The organism is Oceanimonas sp. MB9 (assembly GCF_011319775.1).
GTDB lineage: Bacteria > Pseudomonadota > Gammaproteobacteria > Enterobacterales > Aeromonadaceae > Oceanimonas > Oceanimonas doudoroffii.
On record NZ_VFBE01000005.1, the window covers coordinates 277,969 to 294,480 of the forward strand.

The 16,512-nt window shown below is 60.8% G+C and carries 17 protein-coding genes; 15 read left to right on the forward strand and 2 right to left on the reverse strand.

Going from position 1 to position 16,512, the window contains the following annotated elements; translation table 11 throughout:
• The first annotated feature begins 121 nt into the window (after positions 1–121).
• The 4 genes from dusA to oxyR all read left to right on the forward strand — a co-directional run bounded on the left by dusA (position 122) and on the right by oxyR (position 3,330).
• A complete protein-coding gene (gene dusA, locus OJHNALOF_RS04565; RefSeq protein ID WP_165661290.1) occupies positions 122–1,111 on the forward strand; it encodes a tRNA dihydrouridine(20/20a) synthase DusA in 990 nt (329 codons plus the stop codon).
• A gap of 30 nt (positions 1,112–1,141) precedes the next feature.
• Positions 1,142–1,378 carry a YdcH family protein gene (locus OJHNALOF_RS04570; protein WP_094200268.1) on the forward strand — a complete coding sequence of 79 codons (237 nt, stop codon included), beginning with the start codon at positions 1,142–1,144 and terminating at the stop codon, positions 1,376–1,378.
• A gap of 147 nt (positions 1,379–1,525) precedes the next feature.
• Positions 1,526–2,254: a glutathione peroxidase gene (locus tag OJHNALOF_RS04575; protein WP_165661291.1), complete on the forward strand. Its 729-nt coding sequence runs from the start codon at positions 1,526–1,528 to the stop codon at positions 2,252–2,254.
• Between the two features lie 182 nt (positions 2,255–2,436).
• Positions 2,437–3,330 carry a DNA-binding transcriptional regulator OxyR gene (oxyR, locus tag OJHNALOF_RS04580; protein ID WP_094200266.1) on the forward strand — a complete coding sequence of 298 codons (894 nt, stop codon included), beginning with the start codon at positions 2,437–2,439 and terminating at the stop codon, positions 3,328–3,330.
• Between the two features lie 48 nt (positions 3,331–3,378).
• On the opposite strand, the gene OJHNALOF_RS04585 is transcribed toward oxyR, so the two are convergent.
• Positions 3,379–5,760 carry a penicillin-binding protein 1A gene (locus OJHNALOF_RS04585; RefSeq protein WP_094200265.1) on the reverse strand — a complete coding sequence of 794 codons (2,382 nt, stop codon included), beginning with the start codon at positions 5,758–5,760 and terminating at the stop codon, positions 3,379–3,381.
• Positions 5,761–5,970: 210 nt separating this feature from the next.
• Between OJHNALOF_RS04585 and pilM the strand changes: the two genes are divergently transcribed.
• The 9 genes from pilM (at position 5,971) to OJHNALOF_RS04630 (ending at position 14,694) form a co-directional block, all read left to right on the forward strand.
• On the forward strand, positions 5,971–6,987 hold the full coding sequence (pilM, locus tag OJHNALOF_RS04590; protein WP_165661292.1) for a type IV pilus assembly protein PilM: 1,017 nt from the start codon (positions 5,971–5,973) through the stop codon (positions 6,985–6,987).
• Positions 6,975–7,529, forward strand: a complete 555-nt coding sequence (locus tag OJHNALOF_RS04595; RefSeq protein WP_094200264.1) for a PilN domain-containing protein — start codon at positions 6,975–6,977, stop codon at positions 7,527–7,529. Before pilM ends, OJHNALOF_RS04595 begins: the two co-directional genes overlap by 13 nt.
• Positions 7,526–8,110, forward strand: a complete 585-nt coding sequence (locus OJHNALOF_RS04600) for a type 4a pilus biogenesis protein PilO (protein WP_094200263.1) — start codon at positions 7,526–7,528, stop codon at positions 8,108–8,110. Before OJHNALOF_RS04595 ends, OJHNALOF_RS04600 begins: the two co-directional genes overlap by 4 nt.
• Positions 8,107–8,625 (forward strand): pilus assembly protein PilP, encoded by a 519-nt coding sequence (locus OJHNALOF_RS04605; protein ID WP_165661293.1) that lies wholly within the window; start codon positions 8,107–8,109, stop codon positions 8,623–8,625. The genes OJHNALOF_RS04600 and OJHNALOF_RS04605 overlap by 4 nt, the downstream gene beginning before the upstream one ends.
• 32 nt (positions 8,626–8,657) lie before the next feature.
• The gene (gene pilQ / locus OJHNALOF_RS04610; RefSeq protein WP_240919635.1) at positions 8,658–10,682 is read left to right on the forward strand and encodes a type IV pilus secretin PilQ family protein; all 2,025 of its coding nucleotides are present in this window, start codon (positions 8,658–8,660) and stop codon (positions 10,680–10,682) included.
• 157 nt (positions 10,683–10,839) lie between these two features.
• Positions 10,840–11,358 carry a shikimate kinase AroK gene (gene aroK / locus OJHNALOF_RS04615; RefSeq protein ID WP_094200261.1) on the forward strand — a complete coding sequence of 173 codons (519 nt, stop codon included), beginning with the start codon at positions 10,840–10,842 and terminating at the stop codon, positions 11,356–11,358.
• 14 nt (positions 11,359–11,372) lie between these two features.
• The gene (gene aroB, locus OJHNALOF_RS04620) at positions 11,373–12,440 is read left to right on the forward strand and encodes a 3-dehydroquinate synthase (RefSeq protein ID WP_165661294.1); all 1,068 of its coding nucleotides are present in this window, start codon (positions 11,373–11,375) and stop codon (positions 12,438–12,440) included.
• Between the two features lie 11 nt (positions 12,441–12,451).
• The gene (locus OJHNALOF_RS04625; RefSeq protein WP_165661295.1) at positions 12,452–13,810 is read left to right on the forward strand and encodes an SPOR domain-containing protein; all 1,359 of its coding nucleotides are present in this window, start codon (positions 12,452–12,454) and stop codon (positions 13,808–13,810) included.
• Positions 13,811–13,872: 62 nt separating this feature from the next.
• Entirely contained in the window at positions 13,873–14,694 is an 822-nt protein-coding gene (locus tag OJHNALOF_RS04630) for a Dam family site-specific DNA-(adenine-N6)-methyltransferase (RefSeq protein WP_165661296.1), read from the forward strand.
• Positions 14,695–14,769: 75 nt separating this feature from the next.
• On the opposite strand, the gene OJHNALOF_RS04635 is transcribed toward OJHNALOF_RS04630, so the two are convergent.
• On the reverse strand, positions 14,770–14,949 hold the full coding sequence (locus tag OJHNALOF_RS04635) for a DUF2970 domain-containing protein (RefSeq protein WP_165661297.1): 180 nt from the start codon (positions 14,947–14,949) through the stop codon (positions 14,770–14,772).
• 208 nt (positions 14,950–15,157) lie between these two features.
• On the opposite strand from OJHNALOF_RS04635, the gene rpe reads away from it, so the two are divergent.
• Together rpe and OJHNALOF_RS04645 are read left to right on the forward strand one after the other, a co-directional pair.
• Entirely contained in the window at positions 15,158–15,832 is a 675-nt protein-coding gene (gene rpe / locus OJHNALOF_RS04640) for a ribulose-phosphate 3-epimerase (protein WP_094200256.1), read from the forward strand.
• Entirely contained in the window at positions 15,825–16,493 is a 669-nt protein-coding gene (locus OJHNALOF_RS04645; RefSeq protein WP_165661298.1) for a phosphoglycolate phosphatase, read from the forward strand. Before rpe ends, OJHNALOF_RS04645 begins: the two co-directional genes overlap by 8 nt.
• Positions 16,494–16,512: the final 19 nt, after the last annotated feature.

The window sequence follows — 16,512 nt, forward strand, 5'->3', positions numbered from 1 at the left end:
CACGCTAAGGCTTCTGGGCGCATCTTAGCACAGCTGGGATGCCCGTCCTGCGTTCAAGGTTGGGTCTGTGAGCCTGCTTGGGTATAATGCGCGCCCTGTTGTTCAAAAAGTCGTCATACACATGAGTCATTACCCCAGCGCCCGCTTTTCCGTTGCCCCCATGCTCGATTGGACCGATCGACACTGTCGTTATTTTCATCGGCTGATGAGCCGTCATGCCCAGCTCTATACCGAAATGGTGACCACCGGCGCCATTATTCACGGCAAGGGTGACTACCTGGCGTATAACGACGAGGAGCATCCCCTGGTGCTGCAGCTGGGTGGCAATGACCCGCAGGCGCTCGCACACTGCGCCCGTCTGGCGGAGCAGCGCGGCTATGACGAAATCAACCTGAATGTGGGGTGCCCGTCCGATCGAGTTCAGAATGGCCTGTTCGGCGCCTGCCTGATGGCCCAGCCGAAAACCGTGGCCGAGGGGGTGGCGGCGATGAAGGCGGCGGTGTCCATTCCGGTGACGGTCAAAACCCGTATCGGCATTGATGAGCAGGACAGCTACGAATTTCTCTGCGCGCTGGTGGACGGGGTGGCCGAGGCCGGTGCCGATGCCCTTGTCGTGCACGCTCGCAAGGCCTGGCTGCAGGGGCTGAGTCCCAAGGAAAACCGCGAAATTCCGCCGCTGGACTATGAGCGGGTATACCGGCTCAAGCGGGATTACCCCGGGCTGACCGTGGCCATTAATGGCGGCATCAAGACCCTGGAAGAGGCTCACACCCACCTGCAGCATCTGGACGGCGTCATGCTGGGGCGGGAAGCCTATCAGAACCCCTATCTGCTGGCCCGAGTGGACGCCGAGCTGTTTGAGGATACGCGCGAGGTGCCGAGCCGCCATCAGGTGATTCGCAACCTGCTGCCTTATATCGAGCGGGAGCTGACCCAGGGTACCTATCTGGGCAACATTACCCGCCATACCCTCGGCATTTTTCAGGGCATGCCCGGAGCCCGGGCCTGGCGCCGCCACCTCAGTGAAAATGCCCACAAGCGTGGGGCCGGCCCGGAAGTGGTGGAGGCCGCCATGGCGCGAGTACCCGAGGAGTCTGTCGTCTATAGTTAAATCATCCCCTGTTGCCGAGGAGGTTGATTCATGACACACACGCTTGCCGAAGAGTTTCCCGAGCATGCCGAGCGCATCAGCGAGCTCAAGCTGAACGACGAAGAGTTCGCACAACTGGCCCGGGAGTATCACAAGGTGAACCACGAGATTGAAGGCCTGGAGGCCTGCAACCTGCCCATTTCCGATGCCGAGTTTGAGGGATTGAAACTGCGCCGGCATCAACTCAAGGAGCAGATTTACAAGGGATGGTTCAACGGCCGGGGCTGACGAACAACAACAGACGGGCAGTGGCGAGGCCATTGCCCATTTTGATTGCTAAAAGCTATCAACTTGATGCAATTAAACGATTTAATCTTTCTCTCTCGTCGGGTAATACTGAGTCCAACAGCAAGCAGCTAACACAAGGACTCGAACATGATGACAGACAAAACCGGCCAGCGTGTGCCCCAGGTGACCTTTCGTACCCGCATTCAGGATCAGTGGAGCGATGTGACCACCGACGAGCTGTTCAGCGGTAAAACCGTGGTGGTATTTTCGCTGCCCGGCGCCTTTACACCCACCTGTTCTTCCACTCACTTGCCCCGCTTTAACGAGCTGGCACCGGCATTGTTTGAAAACGGCGTCGACGACATTATCTGTCTGAGTGTGAACGATACCTTTGTGATGAACGCCTGGTTGGCGGACCAGGAGGCCGAGCACATTCGTGTGATCCCCGATGGTAATGGTGAGTTCACCGAGGGCATGGGCATGCTGGTGGACAAGCGGGAGCTGGGCTTTGGCAAGCGCTCCTGGCGTTACTCCATGCTGGTGAAGGACGGCGTGATTGAAAAAATGTTCATCGAGCCGCAAAAGCCTGGTGATCCTTTTGAGGTTTCCGATGCCGACACCATGCTGGCCTGGATCAACCCCAATGCGGCCAAGCCGTCTGCCATCACCCTGTTTACCAAGCCGGGTTGCCCCTATTGTGCCCGTGCCAAGCAAATGCTGCTGGATCGCAACCTGCGTTACGAAGAGGTGATTATCGGTCAGGACGCCACCAGCATCAGCCTGAAGGCGGTGTCCGGCCGCAGTACCGTGCCTCAGGTATTTATCGACGGTCGTCATATCGGCGGCAGCGATGAACTGGCCGCCCACCTGGGCTGACTACGGATGACGCGAAAAGCAGTAACAGGAATTACCTGAGCCGCTCTGTTCACATGCCATGGATGGCAGTGAACAGAGCGGCATTGAAGCTATACCGACCCTATGGCCGCTTCTCCTGTCTTCCCATTCTCATCCAAATCGAGGATCATGCCGTTAAAGGAATTGATAACCATGGTGAAACGGTGAATTTACGGGATCTTGAATACCTGGTGGCGCTTGCCGAAGAGCGCCACTTTCGCAAGGCGGCGGAAAAGTGCTTCGTCAGCCAGCCTACCCTGAGCGGTCAGTTGCGCAAGCTGGAGGATGAGCTCGGGGTTTTGCTGATGGAGCGCACGTCCCGCAAGGTGCTGTTCACCCCGGCGGGGGATGCCATCACCGCGCAGGCCCGGCGCGTGCTGGCCGCAACCAAGGATCTGCGCGACATTGCCCGCACCTTTACCGAGCCCATGTCGGGGGAGCTGCATATTGGCCTGATCCCCACCGTTGGCCCCTATTTGCTGCCCCATATCATTCCGGCGCTGAAACGGCATTTTCCCGAGCTGCATATCTTTCTCTACGAAGCCCAGACCCAGGTGTTGCTCAAGCAGCTGGCGGATGGCGAACTGGACTGCCTTATCCTGGCGCAGCTCGACAATATGGACCAGTTTGGGTCACTTGCCCTTTACGATGAGCCCATGTTGCTGGCGCTGCCGGCGGAGCATGCCTGGGCTGGACGGGAGCAGATTCGGCTCGACGAGCTCAAGGGGGAAAAACTGCTGATGCTGGAAGACGGCCACTGCCTGCGGGAACAGGCCATGGGCTTCTGCTTTGCCGCCGGCATCGGTGAAGACAATCATTTCAAGGCCACCAGCCTGGAAACCCTGCGCAACATGGTGGCGGCGGGCTCGGGGCTGACCCTGATCCCGCAGCTGGCGGTGGGGGAGCACAATGGGGAAAGCGGAGTGAGCTACCTCAAGGTAACCGACCCCGAGCCCAGCCGCACCATTGCCCTGTTGCATCGGGCCCATTCGGTGCGTCGGCCCTGTTTCAATGAAATGGCCCGAGTGATCAGCAAGTTGCTGAAGGAATTGATGTAATAAAAAAGGGCGCTGCATAGGCAGCGCCCTTTTGGATCATCAACGGTGTTAAAACAGCTCGTCGGTCACGCTGGTGCCGCCGAAGCGCTGATGGCTGTCGGGGCGGCTGTAGCGGTTGGGTTCGCTGCCTTTTACAAAATACTCGGTACGTCCCTTGCCGTTGCTGAGCAGCCCGGTGCTGGTGTCTATGGTGGCGGTCACCAGGCCTTCGGGTTGAGGCCTGGCCTGTTCGGGAAAGTGCGACAGCGCTACCTTCATGTAATCGGCCCATACCGGCAAGGCGGTGCTGCCGCCAAATTCACCGCCGGCCACCTGATTCCGACCCAGGTTTGGGTTGTAGGCGGTACGGCCCAATGGGCGGCCGAAGTCGTCAAAACCGATCCAGGCGGTGGCTACCCGGGCCGTGCTGAAGCCCGAGAACCAGGCATCACGGGAGTCGTTGGTGGTTCCGGTCTTGCCGGCGATGTCGCCGCGACCCAGGGCACGCCCCGCTCGCCAGCCGGTACCGTTCCAGCGTCGGTCGCCGCTGGCCCCACCCTGAATCGCCGAGCTCAGTGCCGAGCTCACCAGAAAGGCGTTTTCCTCGCTGATAATGCGCTCCCGTGACGGCTCGGACTGATACAGCACCACACCCTGGGCATCTTCTATGCGTTCCACCACAAAGGGGGTGACCTTGTAGCCGCCATTGGCAAAGGCGGCGTAGCCGGTGGCCATTTGCAACGGTGTGGCCGAGGGGGAGCCCAGCGCCAGGCTCTCGGTGGCCGGAATACTGTCGGTGTCAAAGCCAAAGGCGTTGAGCCGCTGCATGGCGTTGGCGATGCCGCTATCCCGCAATAGGCGAATGGACACTACGTTCTTGGAGCGGGCCAGGGCCTCGCGCACACGAATGGGGCCATCATACACGTTGGGTGAGTTGCGCGGTTTCCAGGCACTGCCGCTGCCGACGTCCCAATGGTTGATGGGGGCATCGTTCACCAGGCTGGCCAGGGTAAAGCCGTGATCCAGCGCGGTGGAGTAGATAAAGGGCTTGATATTGGAGCCCATCTGGCGTTCTGCCTGCTCCACCCGGTTGAACTTGTTGAGGGTAAAATTGAAGCCGCCCACCAGGGCGGTTACGGCGCCGCTGCCCGGCTCCAGCGCCACCAGGGCACCGTTGATCTCGGGCACCTGGGCCAGCATCCAGCCTTCACCCTGAGGGCGCACCCAAACCTGCTCGCCGGCCTTGAGAATCTCTTTGGCCTGGCGAGGGGCGCGGCCCTGACGATTGTCGGCGATGTAGGGGCGTGCCCACTTGAGACCGTCCCAGTCCAGCGTGGCTTCGCCCTTGTCCTTGATCATCAGGACCGCACTGCGCTCACCGACCGCGGTTACCACCGCCGGCTTCAAGGGCCAGTAAGCGGGCAGCTCGTGCAGGTGTTCGGCAATGCGCTCGGTGCTCCAGGGCTGACCGCCCTGCCACAGGGTGGCGGCGGGCCCCCGGTAGCCGTGACGCAGGTCGTAGGCGAGCAGGCCGTTGATCAGGGCCTGGTTGGCCGCCTGCTGCTCGTCGGCCTGCACCGTGGTGTAGATGTTGAGGCCGCGGGTGTAGGCTTCCTCACCAAACATGGACAGGGCGAACTGGTGTGCCATCTCTGCCAGGTAGGGAGCGTTCAGGCTGATTTCGGCACCGTGATAGCGGGCCGCCACCGGGGCGGCCATGGCCTCATCATACTGGGCCTGGGTGATTTTGCCGGTCTCCAGCATGCGCCCCAGCACCACCGCTCTGCGCTCGCCGGCGCGCAGCGGGTTGCTGATGGGGTTAAGGGTGGACGGGGCCTTGGGCAAGCCGGCGATCATGGCCATTTCCGCCAGGGTCAGGTCGGCCAGCTCCTTGCCGTAATACACCTGTGCGGCGGCCCCCACACCGTGGGCGCGATGGCCGAGGGGGATTTTATTGAGGTAGAGCTCCAGAATTTCGTCCTTGCTCAGCTGACTCTCAATGTGCAGCGCCAGAAAGATTTCCTTGACCTTGCGCACCACGGTTTTTTCCCGGCTGAGGAAAAAGTTGCGCGCCACCTGCTGGGTAATGGTGCTGGCGCCCTGGCGTTTTTCGCCTGTGGTCAGCCAGACCAGGGCGGCGCGGGCAATACCCACCGGATCGATGCCCGGGTGTTCGTAAAAGCGGGCGTCTTCGGTCGCGAGAAAGGCATCGATCAACAGTGGCGGCATTTGTCCGACCGATACCGGGGTGCGCCGTTGCTCCCCGTATTGGGAGATCAGCTCGCCGTCCTGGCTGTAGATGCGCATCGGGGTTTCCAGGCGCACGTCCTTGAGGGTGGAAACATCGGGCAGATCGCTGCTGAGCTGCTGATAAAACACCACCACGGCAATCACGCCTGAGAGACCAAGAAAGAGCGCCAGAACAATCAGGCGCACGAGCCATTTCAACATGGAAGAAACTCACATATCATTTTTTAACCAACAATCGGCAAGTATATCCTGTGCCCCTTGTCGGATTCGAGTGCTTTGTTGAGACCTGTACCAAATCATGAATAAGTACATTTGAGTCTTCCTGAACTAGGCTAAGCTAAATCGGGCCAACAAAAACAACAGCATGGATGCCTTATGTGGAACCTTTTCAAAAAAAAGGATGCGCAGTGGATGGTGGGAATCGATTTCGGCTCCAACTGCCTCAAGGCGGTGGCCCTGCGGGGCACGCCGGAACACATTCGGCTGGAAGCCATGGCCTCGGTCCCCTTGCCCAAAAACAGCATTGTTGATCACCAGTTGCAGGATGTGGAGGTGGTCGGCGAAGCGCTCAAGCGCCTGCGGCTGCGGCTTGATACTCGTATCAGCCAGGTGGCGACCGTGGTCACCGGCAGCAATGTCGCCACCAAAATCATTCTGTTGCCCCGCGGCCTGTCTGCCGATGATCTGGAAAACCAGGTGCTGCTGGAAGCGGAGCAGCATATTCCCTTTCCGCTGGAAGAAATCAGCCTGGACTACGAAAACCTCGGCCCCAGCCGCACTCGTCCGGATCGGGACAGCATTCTGCTGAGCGCCGCTCGCACCGACAGCATTTCCACCCGTCTGGCAGCGCTGAACCAGGCGGGCTGGGAGGCAAAGGTGGTGGACATTGGCGTACATGCCCTGGCCCGGGCCGCTCAGGCACTGCTTCAGGCTCAGGGAGTACACACGGAGGTGATGGCGCTGGTCGATCTGGGGGCGGAATGCCTGAGTTTTGCGGTGCTGGATCAGGGAGAAGTGATCTACGGCCGGCTGCAGAACTTCGGCGGGGCTCATTTTACCCGCGACCTGAGCCAGATGAACAATATTCCCGAAGATCAGGCGGAGCGCGCCAAGCTGGATCCGGCTCAGGCGGTGCCGTTACGGGAAGAAGTGGAGCAGCAACACATCACCGACATACTGCAGCATATACGTCGTAATCTTCAGCTGTTTTCCAGCAGTTCCGGCGGGCAGACGCCAAAGGCCCTGTTTCTGAGCGGAGGCGGCAGCCAGTTGCCGGGATTGGCGTCGATACTGGAGCAGGAGCTGGGCATGCCGGTACTTCAACCCCATTTCGAGCACCTGCTGGGGGAGGGGCAGTATGCCAATACCGCCGCTTATACTACGGCTCTGGGGCTGGCACTGAGGAGCTTCACGCCATGTCCAGAATAAACCTGCTGCCCTGGCGGGAAGCGCTCAAGGCCAGACAGAAAAAACACTTCATGGTGCTGCTGGGCGTGGCCGCCACCCTGACCGTGGCGTTGATGCTGCTGGTCAACCTGCGTATTCACCAGCTGGTGGCCCATCAGCAGGAGCGTAATCGTTACCTGCAGGTGGAAACCGCCAGGTTGGATCAGGTGCTGGGGCGTATCGGCGACATCATTAAACAGCGGGATCGGTTGCTGGAGCGCATGCAGCTGATCGAAGGCCTGCAGCAACGTCGCGCCTTTTCGGTGCGGCTGTTCAATCAAATGCCGGCCCTGGTGCCGCCGGGCGTGTACCTGAGCTCAATGGACGTGGCCCGCGATCGCATTGAACTGGTGGGCAAGACCGAGGCCTACCCGCGGGTAGCCAGCATGCTGCGCGGTATTGAGGCGTCGCGCTGGCTGACCGAGCCCCGGCTGGGCTCTATCTATGCCAGCGATACCCAGCCCATCGCCCTCAGCCAGTTTTCCATGCGCATCAAGGTGGTCACAGAAGGAAGTCAGCCATGAACTGGCAGGAACTCAACGAACTGGACTTTGAGAATATCGGCCAGTGGCCCAGGTCGGCCAAGGTGCTGACGGTGGTGGTGATCTCTGTGCTGCTAATGGTGCTGATTGGTTATTTCTTCATTCGCGACAGCCTGGCGCTGCTGGAACGCACGCAGGCCCAGGAGACTGGGCTGAAAACCACCTTTGAGCAAAAGGCCGCCCAGGCCGCCCTGCTGCCGTCCTATGAAGCGCAACTGCTGATGCTTGGGAAACAGCTGGAGGACGAGCTGCGCAAGTTGCCCAGCAACCTGGAAATTGCCGGCCTGCTGGACGATATCAGCTATATCGCCACCGACAATGGCCTGCGCATTGAGCGCATCAACTGGGAGGCGGAGCAGCCCGGCGAATTCTCCACCGAGCTGCCCATGCGTATCATAGTGCGAGGAAACTATCATCAGCTGGGCCGTTTCGTGGCGGATGTGGCCGGGCTGCCGCGTATCGTAATCCTCGACAGCTTCAGCCTGGTGCGGCTTGAGGATGAGCAACTGAGCATGAGCATGCTGGCCAAGACCTACAAATACAATGAACGGGAGGCGCCATGAACAGGGTATTGCTCCTGAGCCTGCTGCTGATGCTGACGGCCTGTTCGGAGCAGGACGATCTGCGCCAGTATGTGGCCCAGGTGCGTTCCCGCCCGGCGGTTCCGCCCGAGCCGGTGCCGGAGGTCAACCAGTATGTGCCCGAAGACTACCGGCCGGATGAGCGCCGCAGCCCCTTTGTGAGTCCGAAGCCGGAAGGCGTGGTCCAGGAGAAACAAGGACCGGTGAACTGCGAACAGCCGAACCTGCAGCGCGCCCGTGAGCCGCTGGAGCAGTACTCCCTTAGCAACCTTTATCTCAGGGGCACCCTGCAAAACGCCGGCGGCATCAAGGCCTTGATCAGTGCCCAGGACGGAGAAACCCACATCATCGACATTGGTCATCATATGGGTCTGAACCATGGCCGGGTGATTCGCATCGAGCGCGACGGTGTGACCCTGCAGGAATTTGTGCCCGATGGGCGGGGGTGCTGGAACAAGAGAGAGACCGCGCTGGAGCTGGCCCAGGGCCAGCCATAACGACATAACAATGATTGCAGGGAGTGCGCATTATGTTGAAAACAACGGCCCTGAGGCTGGTAACCGGCATGGCGTTGGCATTGATATGGGCGGCCCCAGCGCCGACGCTGGCGGCCAGCCTGGAGCAGATACGGATCAATCCCCTGGCGGGCGAACAGCTGGCGCTGGAGCTGGAATTCGACGAGCCTCCCGTCGTTACCGACAGCATGCTGGGTGCGCCTAACCGGCTGGTGTTGCGCATGCCAGGCGCGACCTCGGCGCTGCTGGAAAACCGTATTCCCGTTGAGCGCCTTGGTATCGAAGCCGTAGAAGCGCGCAGTGTGAGTGGTGCCCTGGAGGTGGTGATTTCCATGGCGCAGCCCCTGCCTTATCGCTTGCAGCCGGAGGGCAATCGGGTGCGATTGTTACTGGGCAAGGATTTGGCCGGTACCACCAGCACTGGTACGGCGCTGCCGCCGGGCGCCACCAACGCCATCGGCGGCATCGATTTTCGCCGTGGTCGCGAGGGCCAGGGCCAGGTGCTGATAAGCCTCGACAACCCCAGTGCGGCGGTCGATATGCAGGAGCGGGGCAATCAGCTGATCGTCAGCTTTCACAACACCCATGTGCCGGAGGCTCAGCTCAAGAGCTACCGGGTCGGTGACTTCGCTACCCTGGTGGAACGTATCGAAGTACGACGCGAACGCAACAAGGCACTGATTACCGTGTCCACCACCGAAGCCTATGATTATCACTATGATCAGTCCCGGCGCCTGTTCGTGCTGGAGCTGGTGCCGGCGACGCGGGCCAAGGCCGTTTCGGTCACCCAAAAGCGCTATGACGGCAAGCCCATTTCCATGAATTTTCAGGATATTCCGGTGCGTACCGTGCTTCAGTTGATCGCCGATTTCAATAATTTCAACCTGGTGACCACCGACTCGGTGCAGGGTAACCTGACCCTGCGCCTGGACGGCGTGCCCTGGGAGCAAGCGCTGGACACCATTTTGCAGGTGCGTGGCCTCGGCAAGCGGCTGGACGGCAACATTCTGCTGGTAGCACCGGCGGCGGAGCTGGCCCAGCAGGAGCAGCGCCAGCTGGAACATCAGCAGGCCCAGGAAGTACTGGCACCACTGGAGACCGAATTTCTGCAGGTCAACTACGCCAAAGCCGCCGACGTGGTGGCCCTGCTCACCAATGAAAGCACCGGCCTGCTGACCGAGCGAGGTGCTATTGCGGTGGATGACAGGACCAATATGCTGGTGATCAAGGACACTCGGGCCAGCATAGAAAGCATTCGCCGTATGCTGTCGTTGCTGGACATTCCCATCAAGCAGGTAGTGATCGAAGCCCGCATGGTGACCATAGACGACGGCTTTGAAGAGGCATTCGGGGTGCGTTGGGGTTACAGCAACGACAACACCAGCGGCAGTAACACCCAGTCGGTCAGTGGCACCCTAGAGGGGCTCAGATCCGACAATGACACCTCGCTCAACGTTAACCTGCCGGTGGCCGGCGCCGCCGGCAACGTGGCCTTTCAGATAGCCAAGCTAAATGGCGGGCGTATTCTCGATCTGGAGCTGTCGGCGCTGGAGCGGGAAAACCGCGCCGAGATCATCGCAAGCCCCAGGGTCACCACCTCCAATCAGAAACCGGCGCTGATCGAGCAGGGCACTCAAGTTCCCTATTCCAGTTCGTCGGGAGAAGGTGGCACCGAGGTACAGTTTCAGGACGCGGTGCTGAGTCTCAAGGTGACGCCCCAGATCACCCCCGACAACCGGGTGGTACTGGATCTTACCGTGACTCAGGACGCCATCGGCGAGCGCATTCCCCAGGCCACCGGCGGCGAGGCGGTGGCCATCAACACCCAGTCGATCACCACCCAGGTGCTGGTTAACGACGGCGAAACCCTGGTGCTGGGGGGGATTTTTCAGCAAAATATCACTCGAAACGTCACCAAAGTGCCGCTGTTGGGTGACATTCCTGTGGTGGGCAACCTGTTCAAGACCACTCGGGACAACAACAGCAAACGGGAATTGATTATCTTTGTCACCCCCCGTATCGTGCACGACAGCATATAAGGATTGACCGCCGGTTTACGGGCCGGCGGCGTACACCTTGCCAGCCGGCGGCGCAGTTGCGATAATCCGGCGTCCAGTTTCAGAAAATCAAGGTTAGGTTCATCGTCGACCCCGCGGTGTTCGTGGGGCGCATTTGTTTGTGAGAATTTCGTGCAACATGGCTGAGAAACGCAATATCTTCCTAGTGGGACCTATGGGTGCGGGCAAGAGCACCATTGGCAAATACCTGGCGCAACAACTGCATATGGAGTTTTATGACTCTGATCAGGAAATCGAGCGCCGCACCGGTGCCGACATCAGCTGGGTGTTTGATGTAGAAGGCGAAGAAGGCTTCCGCCAACGCGAAGAAAAGGTAATCAACGAGCTGAGCGAGATGCAGGGCATCGTGCTCGCCACCGGCGGTGGCTCCATCAAGAGCCGTGAAAGCCGCAACCGGCTGTCGGCCCGGGGCATAGTGGTGTACCTGGAGACCACGGTAGACAAGCAGCTGGCCCGAGTGCAGAAAGACAAGCGCCGTCCGCTGCTGCAAACCGAAGAGGCGCCGCGGAATGTGCTGGAGCGCCTTGCCGACGAGCGCAACGAACTCTATCTGGAAGTGGCCGATTACGTGGTGCGCACCGACGAGCAGAGTGCCAAGCTGGTGGCCAACCAGATCGTCGAACTTATCGGCCTTTAAGCCTCGGGAGCTCCATGGAAAGGTTAACCGTCAACCTGGGTGAGCGCAGCTACCCCATCCTGATCGCCGATGGCCTGATGGCCGACGGCAGCCTGCTGAAAGGTGCCATCAAGGGCAACAAGGTACTGGTGATCACCAACGAGGTGGTGGCGCCGCTGTACCTGGATGCACTGTTGGCGGCCCTGGCGCCGCTGAAGGTAGACAGCCTGGTGCTGCCCGACGGCGAGCAGTACAAGAGCCTGGATACCTTCAACCAGGTGATGGGCCGGCTGCTGGAAAGTGGTCATGGCCGTGACACTACCCTGGTAGCCCTGGGGGGCGGTGTGATTGGCGACCTGACCGGTTTTGCCGCTGCCTGCTATCAGCGGGGGGTGCCCTTTATTCAGGTGCCTACCACGCTGCTGGCCCAGGTCGACTCCTCGGTGGGCGGCAAAACCGCGGTCAACCACCCGCTCGGCAAGAACATGATAGGTGCCTTTTACCAGCCCGAGTTGGTACTGATCGACACCGCCTGCCTGCAGACCCTGCCGGCGCGGGAGTTTGCCGCCGGCATGGCGGAGGTGATCAAGTACGGCATTATCTGGGACGCCAACTTCTTTGCCTGGCTGGAGGTCAACCTGCACCGGCTGCAGCAACTCGATACCGAGGCACTGTCTTATGCCATTCGTCGCTGTTGTGAAATCAAGGCGGAAATGGTGGCCTGTGACGAGCGAGAACATGGCGTGCGCGCCCTGCTCAACCTGGGCCACACCTTTGGTCACGCCATCGAGGCGGAGATGGGCTACGGTAACTGGTTGCACGGTGAGGCGGTGGCCGCCGGCACCGTTCAAGCCTGCCATACCGCCCGGCTGCGCGGCGACATGAGTGATGCTGAGGTGGTTCGGGTCGAGGCGCTGCTGGCCGCGGCCGGACTGCCGATAACCGGCCCCGGCAATATGTCCCTGGCCCAGTACCTGCCGCACATGATGCGCGACAAAAAGGTACTGGCCGGAAAACTGCGGCTGGTGCTGCCGATGGGGATAGGCCGGGCTCAGGTGGTGAGTGATGTAACCGAAGCCCAGCTGGCACAAGTGCTGGCGTAAGGGCGACGCGCGTGGCTGCCGAAACAGTGCTGATCCTGTCATCCCAGCAGCAGTTGCTGGAGCGGCTGCTGCACCTTTCCCGTCTTGAACAGGGGCTGGTGTTGCTCAGTGGTCCGCCCGGAGCCGGCAAACGTACCCTGGCCGGCCTGTTGGTGCAGCAGGCCGGGCTGCCCGCTGCTGCCACCCTGGACGCTCGCCAGCTTACCAGCCAGGCCGCCTTTCGCGATGCCCTGCTGAGTGACTGGTTCAGCGATGCCATTTTCGATCCCGATGATCACCTGCTGGAGTCGGTGACCCGGCTGCTGCCCGCGGCCCCGGGCCGACGGCTGCTGGTGGTGGAGAACGGTCAGTGGCTGACCGATCCCCAGTTGCAGGAGCTGGCAGAGCTGTGCCTGGGGCTGCCGGAGGCGCAACGTCCCTTTGTACTGTTGCTGGGCTCGCCGGCCTGGGCCGGTGGCGTGCGCAGCCTGCTGCGCAACCAGCCCGATCTGCCGGTGCTGGAGCTTGAAGTTCCCGAGCTGAGCGAGGAAGATAAACGGCAGTTATGTACACACCTCGGGGTGACGGCGTCCGACCAGCCGGCGACGCTGCGTTATCCCGGCGATCTGGTCGCGACTTCGGAGCCAAGCATGAGAACACCTACCTACCGGCAATGGCTGGAACAAAAACCGGTGAAAATTCTGCTGACCGGGTTGATCCTGCTTGGCCTGTTGCTGCTGGTTAGCTTGCTGCTGGACAGGGAGCCACCGCAGCCCGAGGTGGCTCAGCCGTTCCAGGCAGAGTCGTTGCCCGAGGCGCCGGCCCAACCCCTGACCCTGACGCCCGAAGGGAGCGGTGCGCCGTTATCCGCCGCCGAGCCCTCGGCCGAACGGCTGGCGGGGGAGTGGCCGGCTCAGCCGCTGCCCGAGGAGCCTCGAGTGACTACTCAGGTCGTGGAGTCACCCGATGACAGCAGCAAGGAGCGGGTAGTGATTGAGGACGAGGTGGTCAGCCAGCTGCTGCAGCGCAAGTCTGGCGAGGCTCTGGCCGCGGCCAGGGTGCCGGCCGATGCCACGTCGGCGGCGCAACCGGCGCCAGCCGCTACGCCTGCATCGTCCTTGTCCCAAAAGCCGGCTGGTCACTATACCCTGCAGTTGATGGCGAGCAAGGATCGGCAGGCCCTGCAGCAGCTGGCCAGCCGCCACACCCTGCAGCCGGCCTGGGTATATGCCCGACAGCTGAACGGCCAGCCCTGGTTTGTGCTTATCTTCGGTGACTTTGCTTCGGCGGAGCAGGCCAGACGGGCCATCGATCTGTTGCCTGCCGAATTGCGTGCAGCCAAGCCCTGGCCCAAGCCCTTTGGCCAGGTGCAGAAAGAAGCCAGCCCATAGCCATGGGCGTGGCATGGGGGTACAATGCGCGCCCCTCACACCGTTCGGCAAGCATGGCAACAATGACGAAAACCCGCGCCTTCCTGAAATGGGCTGGTGGAAAATACGGCCTGGTGGACAACATCAACCGCCGCCTGCCCGAAGGGCGCACCCTGGTCGAGCCCTTTGTGGGGGCCGGCTCGGTGTTTCTCAATTCCGACTTCGATGCCTATGTACTGGCCGATATCAATGCCGATCTGATCAACCTTTATCAGCTACTGAAAAACCGGCCCGAGGCCTTTGTTCGTGAGGCTGCCGGGCTTTTTGTGTCCGCCAATAATGACAAGACGGTGTATTACGGCCTGCGTACCGAATTTAACCAGGAGCAGGATGCCTGGCGGCGGGCGCTGCTGTTTCTGTACCTGAACCGACATGGTTACAACGGCCTGTGCCGCTACAACCGCAAGGGCGGTTTTAACGTACCCTTCGGCGCCTACAAGAAGCCCTATTTTCCCGAGAAGGAGCTGTGGTTTTTTGCAGAAAAGGCGCAAAAGGCCACCTTTGTCTGCCAGGGTTACGCCGAGGTATTTGCCGGTGCCCGGCCGGAGCAGGTGTTTTACTGTGATCCGCCCTATGCGCCGCTGTCGAGTACCGCCAGTTTCACCACCTATGCCGCCAACGGTTTCACCTTGGACGATCAGGCCATTCTGGCGCGGCTGGCTCGGGAAACGGCCGCCAGAGGCGTGCCGGTGCTGATCAGCAACCACGACATTCCGCTGACCCGGGAGTTATACCGGGACGCCAGCCTAGATGTGGTGGCGGTCAAGCGCACCATCAGCCGTCATGGTCATAATCGCCAGAAGGTCGACGAGCTGCTGGCGCTGTTTGCTCCGGGCAAAATGTAAGAAGTAAAAGGCAAGACACAAGAGATAAGACATAAAGTGAGTAAGTATGCTTAATTATGTCTTCCTTCTTCCGTTTCAGGCTCCAAGCACCAGCTGCACCACGCCCAGTAGCGCCAGCACAAACAACACAATCACCACCACCCCCATCACCACATAAGGCCAGGGGCTGCCGCTGAACTGGGCCCGGCGATGTTGCTCCGACTGTACTCCGAACATCGCCGCCAGCACCCCCTGCAATCTGTATTTCCAGTTCATTGCGCACTCCGTGACAGTCTGTAAGACGTAAGCGATTAGCGGTCAGCTGCCCGAGGTCGCCAGCGGGCAGGGCATCCCGATTTCAGGCTCCCGTGTTTTACTTACCGCTTCAAGCTTACATCTTCCGGCTACTCATGGGGGATGGACGCTAGAGAATCCCCGGTTGCTGGGGTAGAATCGGTGCGTTTTTTGCGCTCAAGGTAACCCCATGAAAGACTTTTTGATAGCTCCTTCCATTCTTTCTGCCGACTTCGCCCGCCTGGGAGAAGACGTGGCGAAAGTGCTGGAAGCCGGTGCCGATGTCGTGCACTTCGATGTGATGGACAACCACTATGTGCCCAACCTGACCATTGGCCCCATGGTGTGTCAGGCCCTGCGCGACTACGGCATTACCGCGCCCATCGACGTGCATTTGATGGTCAAGCCGGTGGACAGCCTGGTGCCCCAGTTCGCCAAGGCCGGTGCCTCCATCATTACCTTTCATCCGGAAGCCTCCGAGCATATCGACCGTACCCTGGGCCTGATCCGCGAGCACGGCTGCCAGGCCGGCCTGGTGTTCAACCCGGCCACGCCGCTCAGTTACCTGGACTACGTCATGGACAAGGTGGATGTGATCCTGCTGATGTCGGTCAACCCGGGTTTTGGTGGCCAGTCCTTTATCGCCGGCACCCTCGACAAGCTGCGTGAGGCCCGCCGCCGCATCAACGAAAGCGGTCGCAACATTCGCCTGGAAATCGACGGCGGCGTCAAGCCCGACAACATTCGTGACATCGCCGAGGCGGGCGCCGACATGTTCGTGGCCGGCTCCGCCATTTTCGGCAAGCCCGACTACAAGGCGGTGATCGACGACATGCGCCGCGAGCTGGCTGCCGCCCATGGCTGACTTTGATCTTGTTCAGTTCGACCTCGACGGCACCCTGATCGACAGCGTGCCCCAGCTGGCCGAAGCCATCAACGACATGCTGGCAAGTCTCGGTCACGCGACTCAGACGGTGGACGCGGTGCGTCACTGGGTGGGCAATGGTGCCGACATGCTGGTACAGCGTGCACTCACCGCCGCTCGGGGAGAAGCCCCTGACGCCGAGCTGCATCGCCACGCCCGTGGCCTGTTCGATGAGGCCTACGCCGGCCATGCCGACGGTGCCCTGGTGTTTTATCCCGGCGTGCTCGACACCCTTGAGCGGTTGCGCAGTGCCGGCAAGCGCCTGGCCCTGATCACCAACAAGCCCTATCGTTTCGTGCCCGGCATTCTGGCGGCGGCGGGACTGAGCAGCCACTTTGAGCTGGCTCTGGGCGGCGACAGCCTGGCCGAGAAAAAGCCCAGCCCGGCGCCTCTGCTGCATGTGTGCGAGCGGCTGGATGTGAGTCCGGCCCGTAGCCTGATGGTGGGCGATTCGGAGAACGACGTGCTGGCGGCAAAGGCGGCTGGCATGGCGGTGGCGGCGCTGACCTACGGCTACAACTACGGCCGGCCCATTGCCGACAGCCAGCCCGACTGGGTGCTGGACGATTTTGCCGCTCTCGTACCGCTGCTTCGAATTTAACAAATTGATAAACAAGGAA

Coding starts and splice junctions, on each gene's coding strand:
- rpe (WP_094200256.1), top strand. CDS start 15,158: ATGAAAGACTTTTTGATAGCTCCTTCCATTCTTTCTGCCGACTTCGCC.
- OJHNALOF_RS04635 (WP_165661297.1), bottom strand. CDS start 14,949: ATGAACTGGAAATACAGATTGCAGGGGGTGCTGGCGGCGATGTTCGGA.
- OJHNALOF_RS04595 (WP_094200264.1), top strand. CDS start 6,975: ATGTCCAGAATAAACCTGCTGCCCTGGCGGGAAGCGCTCAAGGCCAGA.
- OJHNALOF_RS04600 (WP_094200263.1), top strand. CDS start 7,526: ATGAACTGGCAGGAACTCAACGAACTGGACTTTGAGAATATCGGCCAG.
- pilQ (WP_240919635.1), top strand. CDS start 8,658: ATGTTGAAAACAACGGCCCTGAGGCTGGTAACCGGCATGGCGTTGGCA.
- OJHNALOF_RS04585 (WP_094200265.1), bottom strand. CDS start 5,760: ATGTTGAAATGGCTCGTGCGCCTGATTGTTCTGGCGCTCTTTCTTGGT.
- aroK (WP_094200261.1), top strand. CDS start 10,840: ATGGCTGAGAAACGCAATATCTTCCTAGTGGGACCTATGGGTGCGGGC.
- dusA (WP_165661290.1), top strand. CDS start 122: ATGAGTCATTACCCCAGCGCCCGCTTTTCCGTTGCCCCCATGCTCGAT.
- OJHNALOF_RS04575 (WP_165661291.1), top strand. CDS start 1,526: ATGATGACAGACAAAACCGGCCAGCGTGTGCCCCAGGTGACCTTTCGT.
- OJHNALOF_RS04570 (WP_094200268.1), top strand. CDS start 1,142: ATGACACACACGCTTGCCGAAGAGTTTCCCGAGCATGCCGAGCGCATC.
- OJHNALOF_RS04605 (WP_165661293.1), top strand. CDS start 8,107: ATGAACAGGGTATTGCTCCTGAGCCTGCTGCTGATGCTGACGGCCTGT.
- OJHNALOF_RS04645 (WP_165661298.1), top strand. CDS start 15,825: ATGGCTGACTTTGATCTTGTTCAGTTCGACCTCGACGGCACCCTGATC.
- aroB (WP_165661294.1), top strand. CDS start 11,373: ATGGAAAGGTTAACCGTCAACCTGGGTGAGCGCAGCTACCCCATCCTG.
- OJHNALOF_RS04630 (WP_165661296.1), top strand. CDS start 13,873: ATGACGAAAACCCGCGCCTTCCTGAAATGGGCTGGTGGAAAATACGGC.
- pilM (WP_165661292.1), top strand. CDS start 5,971: ATGGTGGGAATCGATTTCGGCTCCAACTGCCTCAAGGCGGTGGCCCTG.